Source organism: Geobacter sp. AOG2 (genome assembly GCF_019972295.1).
In the GTDB taxonomy this organism is placed as follows: domain Bacteria; phylum Desulfobacterota; class Desulfuromonadia; order Geobacterales; family Pseudopelobacteraceae; genus Oryzomonas.
The window spans coordinates 3,389,939-3,408,647 of sequence record NZ_BLJA01000001.1; the positions used below are offsets into that span (position 1 = coordinate 3,389,939).

Sequence of the window (18,709 nt, forward strand, 5' to 3'; positions counted from 1 at the left end):
GGCGGGCGGGTGACATGAGCGTATCGGGCAAGCCAAAACTACTGGCGGTCGTCGGCCCGACCGCCACGGGCAAGAGCGAACTGGCCTTGCGCCTGGCCCGCGAAGTGGATGCCGAAATCGTCAACGCCGATTCCATGCAGGTCTATCGCGGCATGGACATCGGCACGGCCAAGCCGACGCCGGAGCAGCGCGCCGGCGTGCCCCACCACCTGATCGACGTGGCGGAACCGGACCGGCTGTTCTCCGCCGCCGATTTCGCCGAGGCGGCCGACGAGGCCATTCGTGCCGTCACCGCCCGCGGCAAGCGTGTCATCGTGGTCGGCGGCACCGGGCTGTACATCCGCGCCCTGCTGAAGGGGCTGGTGGACTCCCCCAGCGGCGCGGGCGCAGTCAGGAAGGCGTTGCAGGAAGAGGCCGCCCAACTGGGCAACGAGGCCATGCTGGAGAGATTGCGCCTGGTGGACCCCGAACTGGCGGCCCGCATGCATCCCAACAACCTGGTGCGCATCATCCGCGCCCTGGAGGTGCACCGCCTGACCGGCGTCCCCCTCTCCCGCCACCAGGAGGAGCACGCCTTCAGCGCCAGGCGCTACGAGGCCCTCCAGGTCGGCATCAGCATTGACCGCGCGGAACTGTACGCCCGTATCGAGGGGCGGGTCGAGCGGATGCTGGCGGAGGGGCTTGTGGACGAGGTCCGCGGGCTTCTGGCGAAGGGATATGACCGTCAATTGAAGGCCATGCGCGCCATCGGCTACAAGGAAACGGCCGCGTACCTGGCCGGCGAATGCAGCCTGGAAGAGGCTGTCCAACTCATGAAGCGGGACACGCGCCGTTACGCAAAACGTCAATTGACGTGGTTCAATGCCGACCCGGACATATTATGGTTTGAATATCCGGGAAAGTTTGGTAGTATTTTACAGCATGCTATTGAATTTTTTGAATAACGGGAGGAACGCCCCTCATGGCAAAAGCACCTTTCAACATTCAGGACCAGTATCTCAACCAGGCCCGCAAGGAACGCGTACGCGTGGTCGTGACCATGATGTCGGGCGACAAGCTGGAAGGCCACATCAAGTCATTCGACAACTTCTCCGTGCTTTTGGACTTCAACGGCGACATCCTGATCTACAAACACGCCATTTCCACCATAACCTCGGCCGACGGCGCTTTCCGTCTGCATCAATAACCCGTTAACCGCCTCCGGGGCGTTACGCCCCCGGAGGCGGCCCCCTCCCCGAACCCCATGAACAAAAGCACAAAAATCCTTCTCGCAACCCTTCTGTCGCTCGTGTTCCTGGCGGCGGTCATCCTCTACACTTCGTCCACCGTATTCCTGCAACTGTTCCTGGCCTTTGCCCTGGCCTACATGCTCAACCCCGCGGTGGTGTTCCTGGAGCGGAAGAGGGTGGGGCGCGTCCTCAGCATCCTGATCGTTTTCACCGCCGCGCTGGTGGTCTTCGTCGGTATCGTCGTCTTTTTCGTGGTGTCCCTGGGCAGCGAGCTCTCCAGCATGCAGCTCAACCTGCCCGCCTACGCCCAACACCTCTATGAGGTCACGCCGGCGGCGGTCAAGTCGTACCTGGGGATAGAAAATCCGACCAGGCTGTCCCTGCGTCTGGATGAAGTCATTACCCAGGCTCGCGGTATTACGCCGGATATCGTCAAGCCGATCCTGAACCTCCTCCGGGAGGCGTTCACCTCCACGGTGGCCTTCATTCTGGCGCTTCTCGGTTACTTCATCATCCCGGTCTACCTCTTCTACCTGCTCGCCGACCTGCCCCGGTTGAAGGAGTTCGTCCAGTCGTTCATCCCCGAGCGCCACCGCGGGGTTTACAACGAAAAGCTCGGGGAGATCGACGCGGTGCTGGGCGGGTTCATCCGGGGCCAGCTCTCGGTCTGCGCCATCCTGGCGGTGCTCTACAGCATCGGGCTGTATTTCATCGGCATCGACCTGGCCGTCGCCATCGGCACCCTGGCCGGGATCACCTTCATCATCCCCTACGTGGGCACCATCATCGGCATCTGCCTGTCGGTCGTCATGGCGGTGCTCAAATTCCACGACATGCTCCATCCCCTGCTTTGCCTGGGCTGGTTCTGCCTGGTCCAGGCCCTGGAGGGGACCGTGATCACCCCCAAGATCGTGGGGGATACGGTCGGTCTCCATCCGCTGGTGGCCATCATTGCGCTCCTGATCGGCGGCCAGACGTTCGGCATCATGGGGATGCTCCTGGCCGTGCCGGTGACCGCCGTGCTCCAGGTCTTCCTGCGCTCGCTGGCCGTCTGGTACCGCGAGTCCGATTTCTACCGGGGGGTATGATGAGCGGGCTTGTCATCGAAACGGTTGCGCCCGGCTCCATCAGCGAGGAGATGGGGGTGGAGCCGGGGGACCGGCTCGTGGCCGTCAACCATCATCCCCTGCGGGACCTCATCGATTACAGTTACCACACCGCGGCCGCCGACGAACTGCTGCTGGAGGTCGCCAAGCCCGACGGCGAGATATGGGAACTGGAGATCGAGCGGGAGCCGGGAGAACCGCTGGGACTCACCTTTCCGGCCCCGGAACCGGCCCGGTGCCGCAACAACTGCGTCTTCTGCTTTGTCCACCAGCTTCCCAGGGGACTGCGCAAGCCGCTCTACGTCAAGGACGAGGACTACCGCCTCTCCTTCCTCAACGGCAATTACGTCACCCTGGCCAACCTGAAGGCTTCCGAACTGGCCCGCATCATCGACCAGCGTCTCTCGCCCCTGTACATCTCCGTCCATGCCACCAACCCGGCGCTGCGCGAACAATTACTGGGCCGCCGGGGCATCCCGGCCATCCTCGACCAGTTGCGGGACCTGGCCGACGGCCGCATCGGCATGCATACCCAGGTGGTGCTCTGCCCCGGCCTCAACGACGGCCTTGAACTGGAGCGGACCGTCGACGACCTGGCCGGCCTCTATCCGGCGGTGCAATCCCTGGCCGTGGTGCCCCTGGGGCTGACCCGCCACCGCGGGCGTCTGCCGCAGCTAAAGCCTGTGGACGCCGACTATGCGCGGGACTTCGTCACCACCTGGGGACCGCGGGCCAAGGCTCTGAAGAAGCGCCTGGGCGAGCCGTTCCTCTTTCTGGCCGACGAGTTTTACCTCAAGGGAAACGTCCCGTTCCCCCCCTTGCGGGAGTACGGAGACCTGCCCCAGATCGAGAACGGGGTCGGCATGGTTCCATTGTTCCAGCGGGATGCCGCCCAGGTGCTGCGCACGGCCCGGCCGGTGGGCGACGTGCGGGGCACGCTGGTGACCGGCGTCTCGGCCGTGGGCTTCGTGGGGGAGTTCCTGGCGCGGCTGCGGGAGCGGACCGGCGCGGAGATCGTGCCGGTGGCGGTGGAAAACCGCCTGTTCGGAGCAAGCGTCACGGTCAGCGGCCTGGTGGCGGGCAACGACATCATGGCCGCGCTTGAGGGGCGGGAGATCGGTGCGGGACTTCTGGTGCCGGATGTGATGCTCAAGGAGGGGGAGGGGCTGTTTCTGGACGACGTGTCCCTTGAAGAATTGCAGAGGCGCCTCGGCCGGCCGGTGCTGACCTTCGACTGCACGCCCCGCGGCTGCTACCGGGCGCTCCGGCGGTTGGCCCGCCTGGCCGCAAAACTCTCTACGCCAGCATCTCCCTGATCTTGGTCAGCAGTGCGTCCGCGGTGAAGGGCTTCTGGATGAAGTTCAGCTTTTCGTCGAAGATGCCGTGGTGGACAGCCCCGTTGTCGGTATAGCCCGACATGTAGAGCACCCGCAGGCCGGGCTGGATCATCGACAGACGGGCGTAGAGCTCGGGACCGCTTACCTTGGGCATGACCACATCGCTCAGCAGCAGGTCGATCTGCCTTTCCGCCGCCAGTTTCTCGGCTGCGTCGCTATTCTCGGCGGCCAGCACCTCGTAGCCGCTCTCGCTCAACAGTTCAAAGGCCATGGCGCGCACCATCTCGTTGTCTTCAGCCAGGAGTATGACGCCGTTTTCCCGCCGCACCTCTTTCATTTTACCCGGCAGCTCCTTACGTTCCTCGGGCTTTTGTTCGACACAGGGAAAATAGACCTTGAACACCGTGCCCCGGGACGGCTCGCTGTAGACCCAGATGTTCCCATTGTGCTGTTTGACGATGCCGTACACCGTTGCCAGGCCCAGGCCCGTGCCGAGTCCGCTTTCCTTGGTGGTGAAAAACGGTTCGAAGATCTGTTCCAGGGTCTCGGGCGCCATGCCGTGCCCCGTGTCGCTCACGGAAAGCATGACATACTCTCCCGGCATGATCTTGGCGTGCTGCCGGGAATAGGTCCCATCAAGCGATACCAGGGCCGTTTCGATGGTTATGGCGCCATTCGCGGCGATGGCGTCCTGAGCGTTAATGGCAAGGTTCATCAGGATCTGTTCCAGTTGGGTCTGGTCGGCGCGGATGCATGGTAATCCCTGGCCCGGATATACCCTGATCTCGATGCTTTCCCTGATGGTCCTGCGCAGGATATCGCAAAAACCGGAAATGACCGCATTCAGGTCAAGTACCCTCATCGTCAACTGCTGCTTCCGGCCGAAGCTGAGAAGCTGCTGGGTCAACTCCTTGGCCCGCGATGCCGCCAGCAGCACTTGTTCCAGGCGTTTGTTCGCCCGCTCGTTGTCCGGGAAATCCTTCATCAGCAGTTGAACGTAGACGATGATCGGGGTCAGCAGGTTGTTGAAGTCGTGGGCAATCCCGCCCGCCAGCCGCCCGACGGATTCGATCTTCTGGGCCTGGGCCAGTTGTTCGGACAAGATCCTGTTTTCCGCTTCGGCCTGCTTGCGGTCGCTGATGTCCCGGGCGGCAACGATCAGGCGTTCGGCGGAGCCGATCATGGCCCGGCGCATATTGACCTCAAGCCAGAAAAGCTCACCGTTTTTACGCTTGCCCAGCCATTCGAATACCTGTGGTTCGCCGGCTGCCGCCCGCCGCATCCAGGCCATTGCTTCGTTCTGGGAATGGGTCGGTTCGCCGGCGCTGAGCGCCTCCACGTCGAGGCGGCAGGCCTCTTCACGACTGTAGCCGAACAGGTCGCACATGGTCTGGTTGACGTCCAGGATCGCCCCGCTGTCCAGATCATGAATAAAGACGGCATCGCCGATCAGGTCGAAGATGGTGCGAAAGCGTTCTTCGCTTTCCCGCAGGGCATTCTCTGCCTGTTTCCTCTCGCTGATGTCCAGCACCACGCCGACCAGGCCGCGCAGTTCGCCGTTTGCGCGCAGGATGACCGACTTGTAAAACAACACGTCGTGCAGCGTGCCGTCGGCGTGGCGGAGGGCGGTCTCGTAGACCTGCGTGCCCCCGCGCGCCATCAGGTCGGCATCGGCGCGATGGTAAATCTCGGCCAGTTCCCTGGGCGCGACGTCGTAGACCGTGCTGCCGATGATCCTCTCCCGGGGGATCCCCATGCTGCGGGCAAAGGCCTCGTTGCAGTTGAGATAGACGCCGTCCAGATCCTTGTAGAAGACCGGGCTGGGGATGGAGTCGATGACGCTGGCCAGCAACTCGCGGTTTTCCTCAATCTCTTCGAGCCTGCGCTGCAGTTCGGGGAAAAAACTCTTTCGCCCCGACATGTTGCCCAGGCCGATAACGGCATCGCGTTGCTGTTGCCAGTCCTGCTCCATCAGAGCGCCTCTTCGTAGATGACTTCGATATCCCGCTGATGGCGGGGATGGCGGGGATTGGTGACCATGCAGGCGTCCCGCAACGCATTGGCCGCCAGGTCGCCCAGATCGCCGCTCCGCACGCCGCGATCCCCCAGGCCGCCGGAGATGCCCGCAGCGGTGCGCAACCGGCGCACCTCGCCGAATACCGCCGCCCGGCATTCCGCCTGGTCCATTTTTTCCGCGTCGAGCCCGAGCGCGCACCCCACATCGCGGTAACGGTCTCCCGCCTGGGCAAAATTGTATGAGATGACATGTTCGAGCAGCATGGCGTTGCACTCCCCATGGGGCAGGTCAAGGAGGCCCCCCAGGCTGTGCGCCATGGCATGAACCGCCCCCAGGCTCGCATTGGAGAATGCCAACCCGGCCTCAAGGCTTCCCAGCATCATCTGGCTGCGATGATCCAGGTCGTGGGGTGCGGCGATGGAGGGAAGCAGGTGCTTGCGGATCAGGCGGATCGCCTGCAGGGCATGGTTGTCGGTCAGGGGGGAATGGGCGTTGGACACATAGGCCTCGATGGCGTGCACCAGGGCATCCATGCCCGTACAGGCGGTCAGGTAGGAATCCATGGTGGTCAGGGTCCGGGGATCGATGATGGCCACGTCGGGGACCACGGCCTTGCTGATGATCGCGATCTTGGTGTGGCGCGCCCGGTCGGAAATGATGGCGAACTGGGAAACGTCGGCCGATGTCCCGGCTGTGGTGGGGATACAGATCAGCGGCGGCATGGGCACCGGGATCCTGTCGATGCCCTCGTAGTCCAGGACGTTTCCCCGGTTGGACACCACGATGCCGATACCCTTGGCACAATCCAGGGGGCTGCCGCCCCCCACCGCCACAATCAGGTCGCAGGCCCCGCTCCGGTGCGCTTCGGCCCCGCACATCACCTCGTCGGTCCGCGGGTTGGGCGAAACGCCCGAGAACGACACGTGATCGATGCCCGCCTCGTTCAGCGCCGCAAACACAAGTCCGGTCCAGCCGGCCGCGATCACGCCGGGGTCCGATACGACCAGGGCCTTTCGGGCACCGTACAGGGCGGCATACTGGCCGACCCGTTCAATCGCGCCGGACCCGAAGATGATCTCGGGTGCCACGAACTTTCGTAGTTCAATCGCACTCATCCGCATCTCCTTTCATGTACCCGTCTTTCGGAAGAAAGATTATGAATGCAGGATGTTACGCTGTTAAAGCAAATGCGTGCCGTAGTGTGTATTTGACAATATAGAACATTGTTACATTAAAATCCATCTATAAAGTCGCCTCTCCGATATTTGTTGGACTACGGTAAAGGTTTGGGCCATAAAAAAAAGGGCCTGCCTTACGGCACGCCCTTTTTGCAAAACCCGGCTTCTTCTCTATCCAGTTCAGTGGGTGGTGACCTCGGTGCATTCCTTGCGCTCCCACGAATCCAGTTCTCCGTTTTCCAACCGTACCTGAATGGTTTCGCCCTCATAGGTGCAGCCGAACGAGTATCCTATCCGCCCGCTCTTCAGGTTGCGGAGGGGGATGTGTTCTTCGCGCCGTTCGGTCCAGTTGCACACATGTTCGAATTGCTTTGTTTCCATGCTTTCTCCCCCCTTTCCGTTTTTTACTCCTGGCTACTCATACCAAGTATACGCCCTTGGGCAACGCGCCGCAAGCCCCGCCTTCAGGGGCGACCCGCCCCGGCCGTTGCGGGCGGTTCCCGCCCTGCCGCTAAAATTGCATAGATTTAATGCCGTCTCCATCCGCCTGTAACAATCGTGCGGTATTTTATACAAAAAGAACCCCGGATACCTCTGCCACGTCCAAAGGAGGGCTGACATGACAATTCGCCTCGATGAAGATTATTACTACTGGTGTTGCGACTGGTGCGACACCGAAAACCTCGTGCTCTGGGCGCGGCTGCACACCGGAGCCTACTGCGGCGCCTGCCATCGCCCCGTGAGCCTTGCCGATCCCCACGGCATCGCCGTTGATAACTCGATTGCCGCGGGGTTGTGCTGAAGCCAAGGCGTGCGCTGCACCGCACATTCGCTTTTATCTGAAAACGGCACTTCCGCCGCAGAGACTGGTCAAACATTCTCAGATCCGCAATGGCGACGGGAAATGAGACCTGAAGAGTGTCCGGCTCTGTGAAATGGTTATCTCAGTGTATCCGTATCTCTGCGGCACATGCTTTTTCGAGGTTAAAAGTCTGGATATAACCTGCGACTTTGCTATCATGAAGAGCGCCCGAGGGTGACATCCTGCCGGGATGCGCATCCCGGGGGGCGCTTACTCTCCCAAAGGTGAGCCGTCCGCCGCACCGGGCGGACGGCGAAATATCCGGACCCCATGTACACCAGCCCCTTCCTGGTCATAAATCCCGATTCCGGCAGTTTCAGCCGCAGGCGCATTGCGCAGGTGGTGGACGGCCTCAGGCGTTGCGGTCTGCCTCCCGTCATCCATCCGATCCGGAATCCCGCCGAGGCGCTCCCGTGTTGCCAGGCGATCCGCCGGGTGCGGGAACACCCGTTCATTATCGTTGCCGCCGGAGACGGCACGTTCAACGCCGTCATCAACGGCCTCGGTCCCGGACCGGCGACCCTGGCGGTGTTGCCGCTGGGCACCTCCAATGTCCTGGCGGCGGAGGTGGGGATCTCGTCCCTTGCGGACGGGATTGCGCGGATCTGCGCGGGCCGGACCATGCCGCTGTCGGTCGGGCTTCTGGAACTGGCGGCAAGCCGCCGTTATTTCGCCCTGATGGCGGGCAGCGGGTTGGACGGGGCCGTGGTGGAGGGCGTGAGGGCACGGGAGAAGCGGGTGCTGAAACAGGGTGCCTATGCCTTGTCGGCATTCAGGACGGCGCTGGGGTGGGACAAGGGCATGCAGGAGGTCGTGGCGGACGGTGAACGATGCCTCTGCCATACGGCGGTGGTATGCAACGCCTCGCGCTACGGCGGCCCGTTCCGGCTCTCGCCCGGCAGCGACCTGTTCCGCCGCGGCTTTGAGGTCGCCTGTGTCACGAGCAGCCACCGGCGGGGGTACCTGACGATCGCAAAAAAACTCCTCATGGGCCAACCGATGCCGGAGACGGTCGTTACCCGGCTCACCGCCACGGAGGTCGAATTGCGGGGAACGAAGCCGATTCAGCTCGATGGGGATTTTGTCGGGCATGGTCCGGCGAGGATCACGGCGGTGGCCGATTTTGCCCGGCTCATCGTTTAGCCGCCTGCTTCTCCTGTTATGCGGCCTTGTTGCCGTAACCGCGTGGCCCGCCCGCGCCCCGGCCGCCTCCGGCCGCCCGCTCGCGATCACGATCCGTGCGCCCCAATCTCTTCTCGGCCGCCCGCCGGCGCGGTTGGCCATCGACGACACCATCGTCCTGCTGCGCCGCGCCTTCCCCACTGCCCTGATCGGTCCCGGCCGGGGCCGCGCCCAGGTGGTCATCCGCCTGCCGCCGGTTCCCGCCGCCGCCCATCCCGCCGCACCACCCGAAGATTCCTATCGCTGGCGGTCGACCCGCCGCAACGGCGTCATCACCCTGGAACTTTCCGCCTCGACCCCGGAGGGGGTGGCAAGCGGCCTCTACGGCCTGCTCCAGGAAAAACTCGCCTTCCGGTTCATCCACCCCCGGCAGACGCTTTACCCGTTCTATGGTTCCTGGCCGCTGCCACCGGTCTTCACCTTTGCGGGAACCCCCCGGTTTCCCGCGAGGGGCTTCCATCTCCATACCCTGCATCCGGTCGAACTGACCGAACCGCTGATGAACCCGGCGCTGGCCGGCGGCCTGGATGAGGTCAAGGAATACATCGACTGGCTGGCCCGCAACGGTCAGAACACCATGCAATTCTTCCTGCTGCGGGAGATCGACCGTGAGGCCTGGATCAACCATGCCGTCCGCATCGTCCAGTACGCCCACCGGCGCGGCGTGCGCTGCGGGGTGGAGGTCTCCCTGGCCATGATCCAGCAGCAGGCCTTTCAGTGCCTGGCCCTGCTGCGGCCGTATCCCTCCTACGCCAGGCAGGTGGATGCCACCCTGGCCTGGCTGTTCCGGGTCCCCTGGGACTTCGTCACCCTCGAACCGACCATGGGTGAGCACCTTCCTTTTCTGGGCCGCCTGCTTCCCGGCGTACAGCGCCACATGGAGCGCCTGGTGGTGCGGCGCTATGGAGCGAAGCTCATGTTCGCCACCCATGTCATCCCCTCCGACCGGGGCCGGAAGGTGCGCCGCCCCCTGGAACCGACCAGCGGCATCCTGATCCATACGGTCATGTGCTATTCCGTCTCGGAGCCCCACGCCCCGGTCTACGGCAACGTCAACCAGCGCTTCATGCTGGATGCGGCCCGGGAGGAGGTGCGCCGCCGGGAAACCTGGTACTGGCCGGAATCGTCCTATTGGGTGGGGTTCGACAGTCCGGTGCCGCTCTTGCTGCTCCCGTATCTGGACAGTCGCTGGAGCGACATGGACCTGATGGCCCGCCTGGGGGTGGCCGGGCATCTCACCTTCACCTCGGGCTGGGAGTGGGGGTACTGGCTGATGGACTGGAGCATCGCCCGCTGGTCGTGGCGCTTTGACGACAACGGCGGCTTGCGCGGCAATGGCCCCCTCGGCCCGCTCGACGATCTCCTGCCCGACCGGCGGCTGCACGGGCTGTGGGATGGAGCGCTGCGCCTGCAGAACCATTACCTGAAAGAACGCGGCCTCATGCGCTACCTGGCGGCGCTGACCCCCTTCTCCGAACTGCCCCACCCCCTGGACCGTCCCTTCCAGCCCGACCCCGGTTTTCGTTACTCCTGGCTGCTGAACGATGCGCCCGACGGGGAGGTGCGGGCCGTGCTCGCGGGGCCGGTGGCCGATATGGAGGCCTACGACCGTGCCATGACCTCCCTGGCAACGCGCATCGATTCCCGGCTGGCGCAGCTCGAAGCGGCGCCGGGGGATCGTTTTCGCGACCCGCTCCGGGTGGCCCGCGAGTTGAACCGCGGGCTGCGCGTGACCGCCCTGCGCGCCCGCCATCGGGCCCTGACCCTGCGGGCGCTTGCGGCAAAACGGGCGGGGCGGGACGCTGCCCGCGGCCGTGGGGAGGATTTTCTCGCCAGGGCCGCCGCGGTGCGGATGGAGGCCCTGACGCTGGTAACCCTGCAGGAGTCGGGTTACCGCTATCCCCTGGAACGGATCGCCCGCCGCACCCCCAACCTGACGGCTTACCCCTTCGGCTACCTCTATCCGGCAAGCCGCCTGTTCTTCTGGGAGCGCGAGGAGGAGCAGGTCAGGCGCGGACGCTTCGACGCCTTGTTCATGAACCTGTGGGATTTCCGGCGCACGCTCGGGCTGGAGAGCCTCTTTCATTGACCGGTGCGGCTTGATGGGGAGCGCCGCGCAGCGCACGTAACCCGTCAGAATGATTTTGACTCTTGACAGGAGCCCGGCAAGGACGTATTGTCTCTCAAACAGGAATTATTCCTGGTTAGGAGATTATCATCAAACGGGAACAGATCAAAAAGAGCATCATCCAGGGGCTCAGGGACAAGGGGCTGAAGCTCACTTCCCAGCGTCTTGAGATCATAGATGTGCTCACCCGCGACAAAAGCCATCCCTCCGCCTTGTCCATCTTCAAGAAGGCCCGCGAGAAGTATCCCGCCATCAGTCTGTCCACGGTGTACTATACCCTGGCCCTGCTCAAGAAGCACCGGCTGATCAGGGAACTGGAGTTCGAGGCCATGGACAACCGGTACGATATGGATACGGCCAATCACCTCAATCTGATCTGTACCAATTGCGGCAGGATCGAGGACTTCGCCGACGCCGTTCCGGTGCCGCCCGAGGTGGTGGAGCAACGTACCGGCTTTGCGGCCCGCGATATCCGTTTCGAGTATTACGGGTTGTGCAGGCAGTGCCGTAAGTAGGGTCGATATATTTTTTGCCGGACAATCAGGAATCGTTCCTGTTTGGCCGGCGCGACATTCCGCGTCCCCGGAGGGGACATCCGCCAACCACAGAGAGGAGAACAAGAGACATGTCACTGAAGGGAACCCGCACCGAGAAGAACATCCTCACCGCATTCGCCGGGGAGAGCCAGGCTCGCAACCGCTATACCTATTTCGCCGCGCAGGCGAAGAAAGACGGTTACGTGCAGATTGCCGAGATTTTCGAAGAAACGGCCAACCAGGAGAAGGAGCATGCCAAGCGGCTGTTCAAATTCCTGGAGGGGGGCGATGTGGAGATCAGCGCCGCGTTCCCGGCCGGGAAGATCGGGACCACCGTGGAAAATCTGCTGGCCTCCGCCCAGGGGGAACACCATGAACAGGCCGAGATGTACCCCGAATTCGCCGCCATCGCCAAGGAAGAAGGATTCCCCGTGCTGGCCGCCGTGTTCACGGCCATAGCCGTTGCCGAAAAGCAGCATGAAAAACGTTTCAGGGCCCTGCAGGCCAATATCGAGAACGACCGGGTCTTCCGCAAGGACGAGCCGGTGGTCTGGAGATGCCGCAACTGCGGCTACCTTCACGAGGGGCCTGCCGCCCCGGAGTTGTGCGCAGCCTGCGCCCATCCCAAGGCCCATTTCGAACTGCTGGCCGAGAATTACTGACCGCCATGCGCACACCTTGCTCCCTTGCAGGGTACCGCGGCGGTCCGGATCGAGCCAACCCTATCCCAACCCAAGGAGGAATGCCGATGAAACGTTTCCGCATGTCGCTCGTTGTGGTGCTGACGCTGGCAGTTTGCGTTGGCCAAGCCGTTGCCGCGGAGGATTTGCAGGCCCGCGCCAAGGCCCTTTTTAAGCCGATCCCGGCCAAACCGCCCGTTCTGAAAGGCAATCCGGCCACACCCGCCAGGGTTGAACTGGGTGCCAAGCTCTACTTCGATCCGCGTCTTTCCAGGTCCCAGCTCATCAGCTGCAACACCTGTCACAATGCGGGGTTGGCCGGAACGGATCTGCAGGTGACCTCGACCGGCCACGGGTGGCAAAAAGGGCCGCGCAACGCCCCGACCGTGCTGAACTCCGTCTACAATATTGCACAGTTCTGGGACGGCCGGGCCAAGGACCTGGCCGAACAGGCCAAAGGGCCGGTGCAGGCATCGGTCGAGATGAACAATACACCTGACCTGGTACTGCAGACCCTGAAGAGCATGCCCGGGTACGTGAAGCTGTTCAAAAAAGCCTTCCCCGGTGAGAAGGAACCTCTGACGTTCGATAATATGGCCAAGGCCATCGAGGTCTTCGAGGCGACCCTGATCACGCCGGATGCCCCCTTTGACCGCTACATCAAAGGGGACCGCAAGGCTATGGGCGTACGGGAAACCGCCGGGCTCAAACTCTTCATCGAAAAGGGATGCGTCGCCTGTCACGGCGGCCTCAACCTGGGCGGTTCCGGTTACTACCCCTTCGGCGTTGTGGCCAAACCGGCCGAGAACATCCTGCCGCGGAAGGACAAGGGGCGGCTTGCCGTCACCAATACCTCGGCGGATGAGTACGTATTCAGGGCGCCGTCGCTGCGAAACGTCGCCGTCACGGCCCCCTATTTCCACTCAGGCGTGGTCTGGAGCCTGAGAGAGGCTGTTGACGTCATGGGGTCGGCCCAATTCGGCATCCACCTCAGCGATGAGGAAAGCGGCGACATCGTCGCGTTTCTCGGGAGCCTGACCGGTAAACAGCCCAAGCTCGTCTATCCCCTTTTGCCGGCCAGCACCGATGCAACACCTCGCCCCACGCTGTAGTCCCGCCACGGTCCGTCCCGTTCCTGCCCGCTGCCGGCGCAGGAACGGGACGGACTTCACATCCCCCGATCGTTGATCGTATCGTCCCTGCGGTAGATGGCCGCCAAGGCGTGCCGGCGGTAGTAGTGGCTGACTCGCCGCATGCCGTGGGGCAGAAGCAGGGCGTCCAGTTCCTCGTGGCTGAGGGTCTTGGCGCATGCGCCGGGTGAAAGGCAGCCGCCGCAGGAATCGTCGCATGCCTCGTCCGGTCGGCGGCAGCGCACTTCCATCATCAGGTAGCCGCCCGGCTTGAGGTTGGCGACGGCCGTCTCCAGGTAGGTATGCCGCTCGTCCTCTGCCATGATGATATTGAGGACATAGGTGGAAAGCACCAGGTCGACGCCCAACCGGCTGCCGGGAAGCTCGTCCGTGGCCAGCAGGCGCCGCACCTGTCGGGCTTCGGGGCGGCACCGCAGCTTTTTCACCTGTTCCGGCAGGTCCGCGGCATACACGGTAAAGCCTTGTTCCGAGAGATAACGGGCATTACGCATGGTGCCGGTGCCGTAGTCCAGCACCGTCAGGGCGTTCCGGCTTTTGAAGAAACGGTTGTAGCGTCTGACGCTTTCGGCTGCTGCGCACATGAAAACGATCTCCTCCCGTCAGGACCTGTCATCCGCGGCGTGCTCGTAACGGGTGGGGCTGCCGTCTCCCCGGACGGCTCCGGCGATCCCCGATCCGGCGAGCAGCTTCAGGGTGCGGTAGACCGTGACGTAACCGACGGCGTGGTGGTGGGCGCGAAGTTCCCGGAAGAGCTCGTCCGCGCTCAGGCCGTGCCCGTGGGCAAGGAACGCCGTCAGGATGAGGCGCCGCTGCCTGGTCAGTTTGAGGCCCCTGGTGCCGAGGTAATCGCAAAATTGCTGGTTATGGTCCGGCATCACAGCGTCTCTCCCCCGTGTCGTGCCGTGGCCGGGCGGGCAGTCGGGCCTCCCGTCGCCCGGCGGCGAAGCGTCGTCATTCCGCCGCCGGGCAGCCATCCCATCCGTCCTCACTTGTCGTTGCACCCGCCGCCGTCGCAACCGTGACAATGCCCCTTTTTCTTCCAGAGCGAGCGGTAGAGCACCCAGGCGGCGCCGCCCAGTATGGCGGCCATCAGCACGATATCCATTGTTCCCATGTCACACCCCCAATCCCAGGAGCCGTCCCCCCTGGTAGACGATCATCGCCATGCCCCAGGCCAACACGCTCTGGTAGGCGAAGGCCACGCCGAACCATTTCCAGCCGCCGAACTCCTGGCGCATGGCGATGGCGACCACCACGCACGGCATGTAGAGCAGGACGAACACCATGAAGGCATAGGCGGAAAGGGGGGTGAAGGTCTGCCGGATGGTAGCCTTCAGGGGCCCCCGATCCTCCTTCTCGTCCGCCGCCAGGCTGGAGACGCCGAAGGTGGAGACCACGTTGGCTACCGATTCCCCGGCCGCCTTGCCGAAGGAGACGGCAATCTCCCGCAGATCTTCCCCAAAGCTCGCCTCGGGCTTTTTCTCCTCCTCCTTCCTGGGGGCGTAGATCTCGCCCATGGTGCCGACCACGATCTCCTTGGCGATGACGCCGGTGATCAGGGACGATGCCGCCTGCCAGGTGCCGAACCCCAGAGGGCTCAGGACCGGGGCCATCACCTGCCCGGCCTGTCCCAGGTAGGAATCCTTCTTGTGTTCCACCCCCCAGGGGAGGTTCAGCAGGAACCAGACGAAGATGGAGACCGCGAAGATGTAGGTGCCGGCCTTGATGAGGAAGTGTTTCCCCTTCTCCCAGGTGTGCAGGCAGAGGCTGGTGAAGGAGGGCATCCGGTAGGGGGGGAGTTCCATGATGAACATGGGGGCCTCGCCCCGGAAGAGGGTGCGCTTGAAGACCACGCCCATGGCGATGGCCAGGGCGATGCCCATCACATACAGGGACCAGATCACCGTGCCGGGGTTGTTGGGGAAAAAGACCCCCACGAAGAGGACGTAGACCGGCAGCCTCGCCCCGCAGGACATGAGCGGGATCAGCAGGGCGGTCAGCACCTTGTCCCGCTGGTTCTCCAGGGTCCGGGTGGCGTAGATGCCGGGCACGTTGCAGCCGAAGCCGAGCAAAAGCGGTATGAACGACTTGCCGTGGAGCCCCATGGCGTGCATGGCCCGGTCCATGACGAAGGCGGCCCGCGCCATGTAGCCGCTCCCCTCCAGAAAGGTGATGAAGAACATCATCATGAAGATGACCGGCACGAACACCAGTACGAAACCGACTCCGGAGATGACCCCCTCGGTGGCCAGTGAGACCGTCCAGTCCGGGGCGCCCACCAGCCCCAGGACGATGGTCGTCCAATGCTTGAAGGGGCCGCCGGCCATGTCGCCGATCCAGTCGCCGAAGGGCTTGGAAAGGTCGAAGGTCAGCTTGAACACCAGCCACATGGCGGCCAGGAAGATCGGGATGCCGAGGAAGCGGTTGAGCACCACCCGGTCGATCCGTTCGGTCAGCTCGACCCGGCGCCCCTCCTTCCTGAAGAGCACCTCGCGGGCCAGCCCGGCGGCCTGGGAGTAGCGGGCGTCGGCCATGACCGCCTCCAGGTCTTCCCCGTGCCCCCGGCGCAGGTGGTGGAAGATCTCCTCCGGCAGGGCGTCCTGGGCCAGGTTGGTCTCCCGGCGCAACCGCTCGTCGCCCTCCATGAGCCTGAGCAGCAGCCAGCGTTCCGGGTACAGGCCGAACAGGGCGGGGTGCTCCCGGCGCAGGGTGTCGCCCAGCAGGGCCACGGCGGTCTCGATGTCGTCGCCGTAGTTGAGGGTGCGCGGCGCATGTTCCGCCGGGCGCGCGGCCGTCTCCAGCACCCTGTCCAGGAGTTCCGCCAGGCCGTTCTTCCGGGTGGCCGAGGTGGGCACCACGCCGACGCCCAGCATCGTTTCCATGTCCCCGATGTTGAACCGGTACCCCTTGGCCGTGGCCTCGTCGTAGATGTTCAGCGCCATGACCACCGGGATGCCCAGCTCCATGAGCTGCACCGTCAGGTACAGGTTGCGCTCCAGGTTGGTGGCGTCCACCACGTTGACGATCAGGTCGGGCCGCTGCTTCACCAGGTAGTCCCGGGCGATGATCTCCTCCTGGGTGTAGGGGGAGAGGGAGTAGGTGCCGGGGAGGTCAACCAGCCGGATCTTCCGGCCGTTGTGCTCGAACAGGGCCTCCTTCTTTTCCACGGTCACGCCGGGCCAGTTGCCCACCTGCAGCCGCGTGCCGGCAATGGCGTTGATCAGCGTGGACTTGCCCACGTTGGGGTTGCCCGCCACGGCCACCACGAGAGGGCGCGCCTCCGCGGGGGAAACGGCGTCGCGGCCGGTGTTCCGCGTCTCTTCCGTCATGGCGCCACCTCCACTTCGATCCCTTCCGCCTCCTTCTTGCGCAGGGAAAGGTTGTATCCCTTGATGGTCACCTCCATGGGGTCCCCCAGGGGGGCCATCTTTTCCACCCTGACCAGCTCGCCGGCCAGCACCCCCATGTCCATCAGCCGCCGCTTCATGGGGCCGACAGCCGTCCCGATGCGCACGATCCTCCCCTGCTGCCCCGGTTTCATCATTGCCAGATGCATCACCTACCTCCGTATCTTTATTTTCATGGCCACGCCGCGATCGACGGCAATTCGCGATTCATCCACCTTCAGGAGCACCAGGCTGCCGCTGTTGTTCAGCATCTCCACCTGCTTGCCGACCCTGAGGCCCATATCCTCCACCCGCACGTCACCCGGTTTGCGCTCCTCTTTGCACCGGCATCCGCCGCACTCCGGCGTGCACTGTCCCACCTCGACGATCTCGCCCCGTTCCCCGGGGCCCATCAGTCCCAACGGCATCATCGGCATGACTTCCTTTCCTTGTTAAAACTTGAGCACCACTCCGTAGAGCAGGGCCAGATCGTCCTCGGGTCTGGTGAGCCCGACCTTGACGCCGGCATCCACATCCAGGAATTCGGCGACCTCGTACCGGGCGCCGACCAGGCCATAGCTGCACAATTCGCTGGTCGACCGCTCCTGGGTCGTGGACAGGCCGAAGTCGGTCACCAGCGTCAGTCCCTTCATGACCTGCGCCTCGCCGGCCAGGGAGCCGAACCAGAGGTCGGAGCGGTTCTCCTCCCGCTGCAGGTCGGTGCGGAAGCCGTGGTGCTCGTAGCCCACATTGGCGTGGAGCAGGTACGTCCCCTCCAGGAATTCCCTGGTGGCGATGAGCGTGCCGCCGGCGCCCCAGCGGCCGTCCGAGAGCCCGGCGCCGTACTTGCCGGTGGGCAGGATGACGGTCGGCTTGACGGCCAGGCTCAGCCCCTCGTGCTCGAAGAAGCGGTACTTCAGCTCCAGGGTCATGTCGCCGAAGCCGTCGTTGGTCCCGGCCAGTTGGCCGTCTTCCCTGACCCGCTCGCTGAAGAGGTAGGGAACCGCCAGGGACACGCCCAGATCCCTGGTGACGCCGGTGGTGATCTTCATCTCGCCGTCGAAGGCCTCGCTGCGCGTGGAGACCCCGTTATCCGACTCCTTGTCGCAGGTATAGCCGCCGTTCAGCTCCACCTCGGCATGGCGTGGCTCCACGGTCCCGGTATCGTCCGTGACGAGCGGCGGGCCGGCAAAGGACGGTGCCGCTCCCAGGGCCACCGCGGCCGACAGCGCCGCCGCCGCGATCCCCCGCCGCATGGTGTTCCCCCTGGTGTTCTTCCCCTTGGTGATGGTGGTCTCAGACATCGTTCCTTCCTCCTGTGTGGTTGATGATATGCATACATTTCAGGCATTCGCGGAGCGTGCAGACCCCGCAGGCGTGGTGCATGAAGACCGGGATGTCGTTGGCCCGCGCCGCCGTCACGGCCTCGTTTCTGGCCCGGTGGGATACCTTGTTGGTGAAGATCACCACGGCATCGGCGTGTTTCAGTTTCGCGGCAATGCCGTTTTGGGCGGTGGTGAAGACGCTCAACTGCACGCCGGCCCGCTCGGCCTCCCTCAGGTACTGCGGCTCCAGGCGGTCCATCCCGCCGATCAGCACAACGCTCATGGTCCTCTCCTTTTTTCGTGTAATAGATATTGATAATCGTTATCAATATGAGAGCAAAAAAGAGGGGCGGTGACGCCCTTTTTGCTGTGTATGGTCAGTTCAACTGTTCCGGATTCTCAACGGTGAGATGAATGTTCGCAAAGCGTCGGGTACGACAGGGGGGCGGACTTCCGCCGCCGGTTGTCCGCTGCGGGGCGTTACCGTGGCCGGCACACCCGGCGCGTATCCCGCCCGGTCCGGATATGCGGGACTCCCTGTGTGGCGAACCATGCGTGCCGTTTCCTCTGCGTGGGGTAGTGGTGGTGCCGG

At 63.7% G+C, this 18,709-nt stretch carries 21 protein-coding genes; 10 read left to right on the plus strand and 11 right to left on the minus strand.

Annotation, left to right across the window (positions count from 1 at the left end; genetic code table 11):
• Positions 1–14: 14 nt before the first annotated feature.
• Genes miaA through LDN12_RS15410 form a run of 4 tightly spaced genes read left to right on the plus strand, consistent with a single transcriptional unit; the run spans position 15 to position 3,651 of the window.
• Positions 15–944, plus strand: a complete 930-nt coding sequence (gene miaA, locus LDN12_RS15395; RefSeq protein ID WP_223923539.1) for a tRNA (adenosine(37)-N6)-dimethylallyltransferase MiaA — start codon at positions 15–17, stop codon at positions 942–944.
• Positions 945–961: 17 nt separating this feature from the next.
• Positions 962–1,186 carry an RNA chaperone Hfq gene (gene hfq / locus LDN12_RS15400; protein ID WP_223923540.1) on the plus strand — a complete coding sequence of 75 codons (225 nt, stop codon included), beginning with the start codon at positions 962–964 and terminating at the stop codon, positions 1,184–1,186.
• A gap of 57 nt (positions 1,187–1,243) precedes the next feature.
• Positions 1,244–2,317 carry an AI-2E family transporter gene (locus LDN12_RS15405; RefSeq protein WP_223923541.1) on the plus strand — a complete coding sequence of 358 codons (1,074 nt, stop codon included), beginning with the start codon at positions 1,244–1,246 and terminating at the stop codon, positions 2,315–2,317.
• Positions 2,317–3,651 carry a DUF512 domain-containing protein gene (locus LDN12_RS15410; protein ID WP_223923542.1) on the plus strand — a complete coding sequence of 445 codons (1,335 nt, stop codon included), beginning with the start codon at positions 2,317–2,319 and terminating at the stop codon, positions 3,649–3,651. The genes LDN12_RS15405 and LDN12_RS15410 overlap by 1 nt, the downstream gene beginning before the upstream one ends.
• On the opposite strand, the gene LDN12_RS15415 is transcribed toward LDN12_RS15410, so the two are convergent.
• The 3 genes from LDN12_RS15415 to LDN12_RS15425 all read right to left on the minus strand — a co-directional run bounded on the left by LDN12_RS15415 (position 3,632) and on the right by LDN12_RS15425 (position 7,248).
• Positions 3,632–5,644 carry a PAS domain-containing sensor histidine kinase gene (locus tag LDN12_RS15415; protein ID WP_223923543.1) on the minus strand — a complete coding sequence of 671 codons (2,013 nt, stop codon included), beginning with the start codon at positions 5,642–5,644 and terminating at the stop codon, positions 3,632–3,634. The two genes, LDN12_RS15410 and LDN12_RS15415, sit on opposite strands and share 20 nt — an antisense overlap.
• Entirely contained in the window at positions 5,644–6,810 is a 1,167-nt protein-coding gene (ercA, locus tag LDN12_RS15420; RefSeq protein WP_374045065.1) for an alcohol dehydrogenase-like regulatory protein ErcA, read from the minus strand. Before ercA ends, LDN12_RS15415 begins: the two co-directional genes overlap by 1 nt.
• Before the next feature lie 237 nt (positions 6,811–7,047).
• A complete protein-coding gene (locus tag LDN12_RS15425; protein ID WP_223923545.1) occupies positions 7,048–7,248 on the minus strand; it encodes a hypothetical protein in 201 nt (66 codons plus the stop codon).
• A gap of 238 nt (positions 7,249–7,486) precedes the next feature.
• On the opposite strand from LDN12_RS15425, the gene LDN12_RS15430 reads away from it, so the two are divergent.
• From LDN12_RS15430 to LDN12_RS15455, 6 genes are all read left to right on the plus strand, one after another.
• Complete coding sequence (locus LDN12_RS15430) at positions 7,487–7,669, plus strand: hypothetical protein (protein WP_223923546.1); 183 nt, start codon at positions 7,487–7,489, stop codon at positions 7,667–7,669.
• A 330-nt stretch (positions 7,670–7,999) separates the two neighbouring features.
• Positions 8,000–8,872 (plus strand): diacylglycerol kinase family protein, encoded by an 873-nt coding sequence (locus LDN12_RS15435; RefSeq protein ID WP_223923547.1) that lies wholly within the window; start codon positions 8,000–8,002, stop codon positions 8,870–8,872.
• Positions 8,853–11,000 carry a hypothetical protein gene (locus LDN12_RS15440; RefSeq protein WP_223923548.1) on the plus strand — a complete coding sequence of 716 codons (2,148 nt, stop codon included), beginning with the start codon at positions 8,853–8,855 and terminating at the stop codon, positions 10,998–11,000. Before LDN12_RS15435 ends, LDN12_RS15440 begins: the two co-directional genes overlap by 20 nt.
• Positions 11,001–11,182: 182 nt before the next feature.
• The gene (locus LDN12_RS15445) at positions 11,183–11,554 is read left to right on the plus strand and encodes a Fur family transcriptional regulator (RefSeq protein ID WP_223924085.1); all 372 of its coding nucleotides are present in this window, start codon (positions 11,183–11,185) and stop codon (positions 11,552–11,554) included.
• A 110-nt stretch (positions 11,555–11,664) separates the two neighbouring features.
• Complete coding sequence (gene rbr, locus LDN12_RS15450; protein ID WP_223923549.1) at positions 11,665–12,237, plus strand: rubrerythrin; 573 nt, start codon at positions 11,665–11,667, stop codon at positions 12,235–12,237.
• 86 nt (positions 12,238–12,323) lie between these two features.
• Positions 12,324–13,367, plus strand: coding sequence for a cytochrome-c peroxidase (locus tag LDN12_RS15455; protein WP_223923550.1), 1,044 nt, complete (start codon positions 12,324–12,326; stop codon positions 13,365–13,367).
• A 56-nt stretch (positions 13,368–13,423) separates the two neighbouring features.
• Here LDN12_RS15455 and LDN12_RS15460 read toward each other — a convergent pair whose 3' ends face one another.
• Genes LDN12_RS15460 through LDN12_RS15495 form a run of 8 tightly spaced genes read right to left on the minus strand, consistent with a single transcriptional unit; the run spans position 13,424 to position 18,400 of the window.
• On the minus strand, positions 13,424–13,987 hold the full coding sequence (locus LDN12_RS15460) for a bifunctional 2-polyprenyl-6-hydroxyphenol methylase/3-demethylubiquinol 3-O-methyltransferase UbiG (RefSeq protein ID WP_223923551.1): 564 nt from the start codon (positions 13,985–13,987) through the stop codon (positions 13,424–13,426).
• Positions 13,988–14,005: 18 nt separating this feature from the next.
• The gene (locus LDN12_RS15465; protein ID WP_223923552.1) at positions 14,006–14,380 is read right to left on the minus strand and encodes a Fur family transcriptional regulator; all 375 of its coding nucleotides are present in this window, start codon (positions 14,378–14,380) and stop codon (positions 14,006–14,008) included.
• Between the two features lie 11 nt (positions 14,381–14,391).
• Positions 14,392–14,520, minus strand: coding sequence for a FeoB-associated Cys-rich membrane protein (locus LDN12_RS15470; RefSeq protein ID WP_223923553.1), 129 nt, complete (start codon positions 14,518–14,520; stop codon positions 14,392–14,394).
• 1 nt (position 14,521) lies between these two features.
• The gene (feoB, locus tag LDN12_RS15475; RefSeq protein ID WP_223923554.1) at positions 14,522–16,735 is read right to left on the minus strand and encodes a ferrous iron transport protein B; all 2,214 of its coding nucleotides are present in this window, start codon (positions 16,733–16,735) and stop codon (positions 14,522–14,524) included.
• Positions 16,732–16,962 carry a FeoA family protein gene (locus tag LDN12_RS15480; RefSeq protein ID WP_223923555.1) on the minus strand — a complete coding sequence of 77 codons (231 nt, stop codon included), beginning with the start codon at positions 16,960–16,962 and terminating at the stop codon, positions 16,732–16,734. The genes feoB and LDN12_RS15480 overlap by 4 nt, the downstream gene beginning before the upstream one ends.
• A gap of 3 nt (positions 16,963–16,965) precedes the next feature.
• On the minus strand, positions 16,966–17,223 hold the full coding sequence (locus LDN12_RS15485; RefSeq protein WP_374045090.1) for a FeoA family protein: 258 nt from the start codon (positions 17,221–17,223) through the stop codon (positions 16,966–16,968).
• A gap of 21 nt (positions 17,224–17,244) precedes the next feature.
• Entirely contained in the window at positions 17,245–18,096 is an 852-nt protein-coding gene (locus tag LDN12_RS15490) for a transporter (protein ID WP_223923557.1), read from the minus strand.
• Positions 18,089–18,400, minus strand: a complete 312-nt coding sequence (locus tag LDN12_RS15495; protein WP_223923558.1) for a DUF2325 domain-containing protein — start codon at positions 18,398–18,400, stop codon at positions 18,089–18,091. Before LDN12_RS15495 ends, LDN12_RS15490 begins: the two co-directional genes overlap by 8 nt.
• Positions 18,401–18,709: the final 309 nt, after the last annotated feature.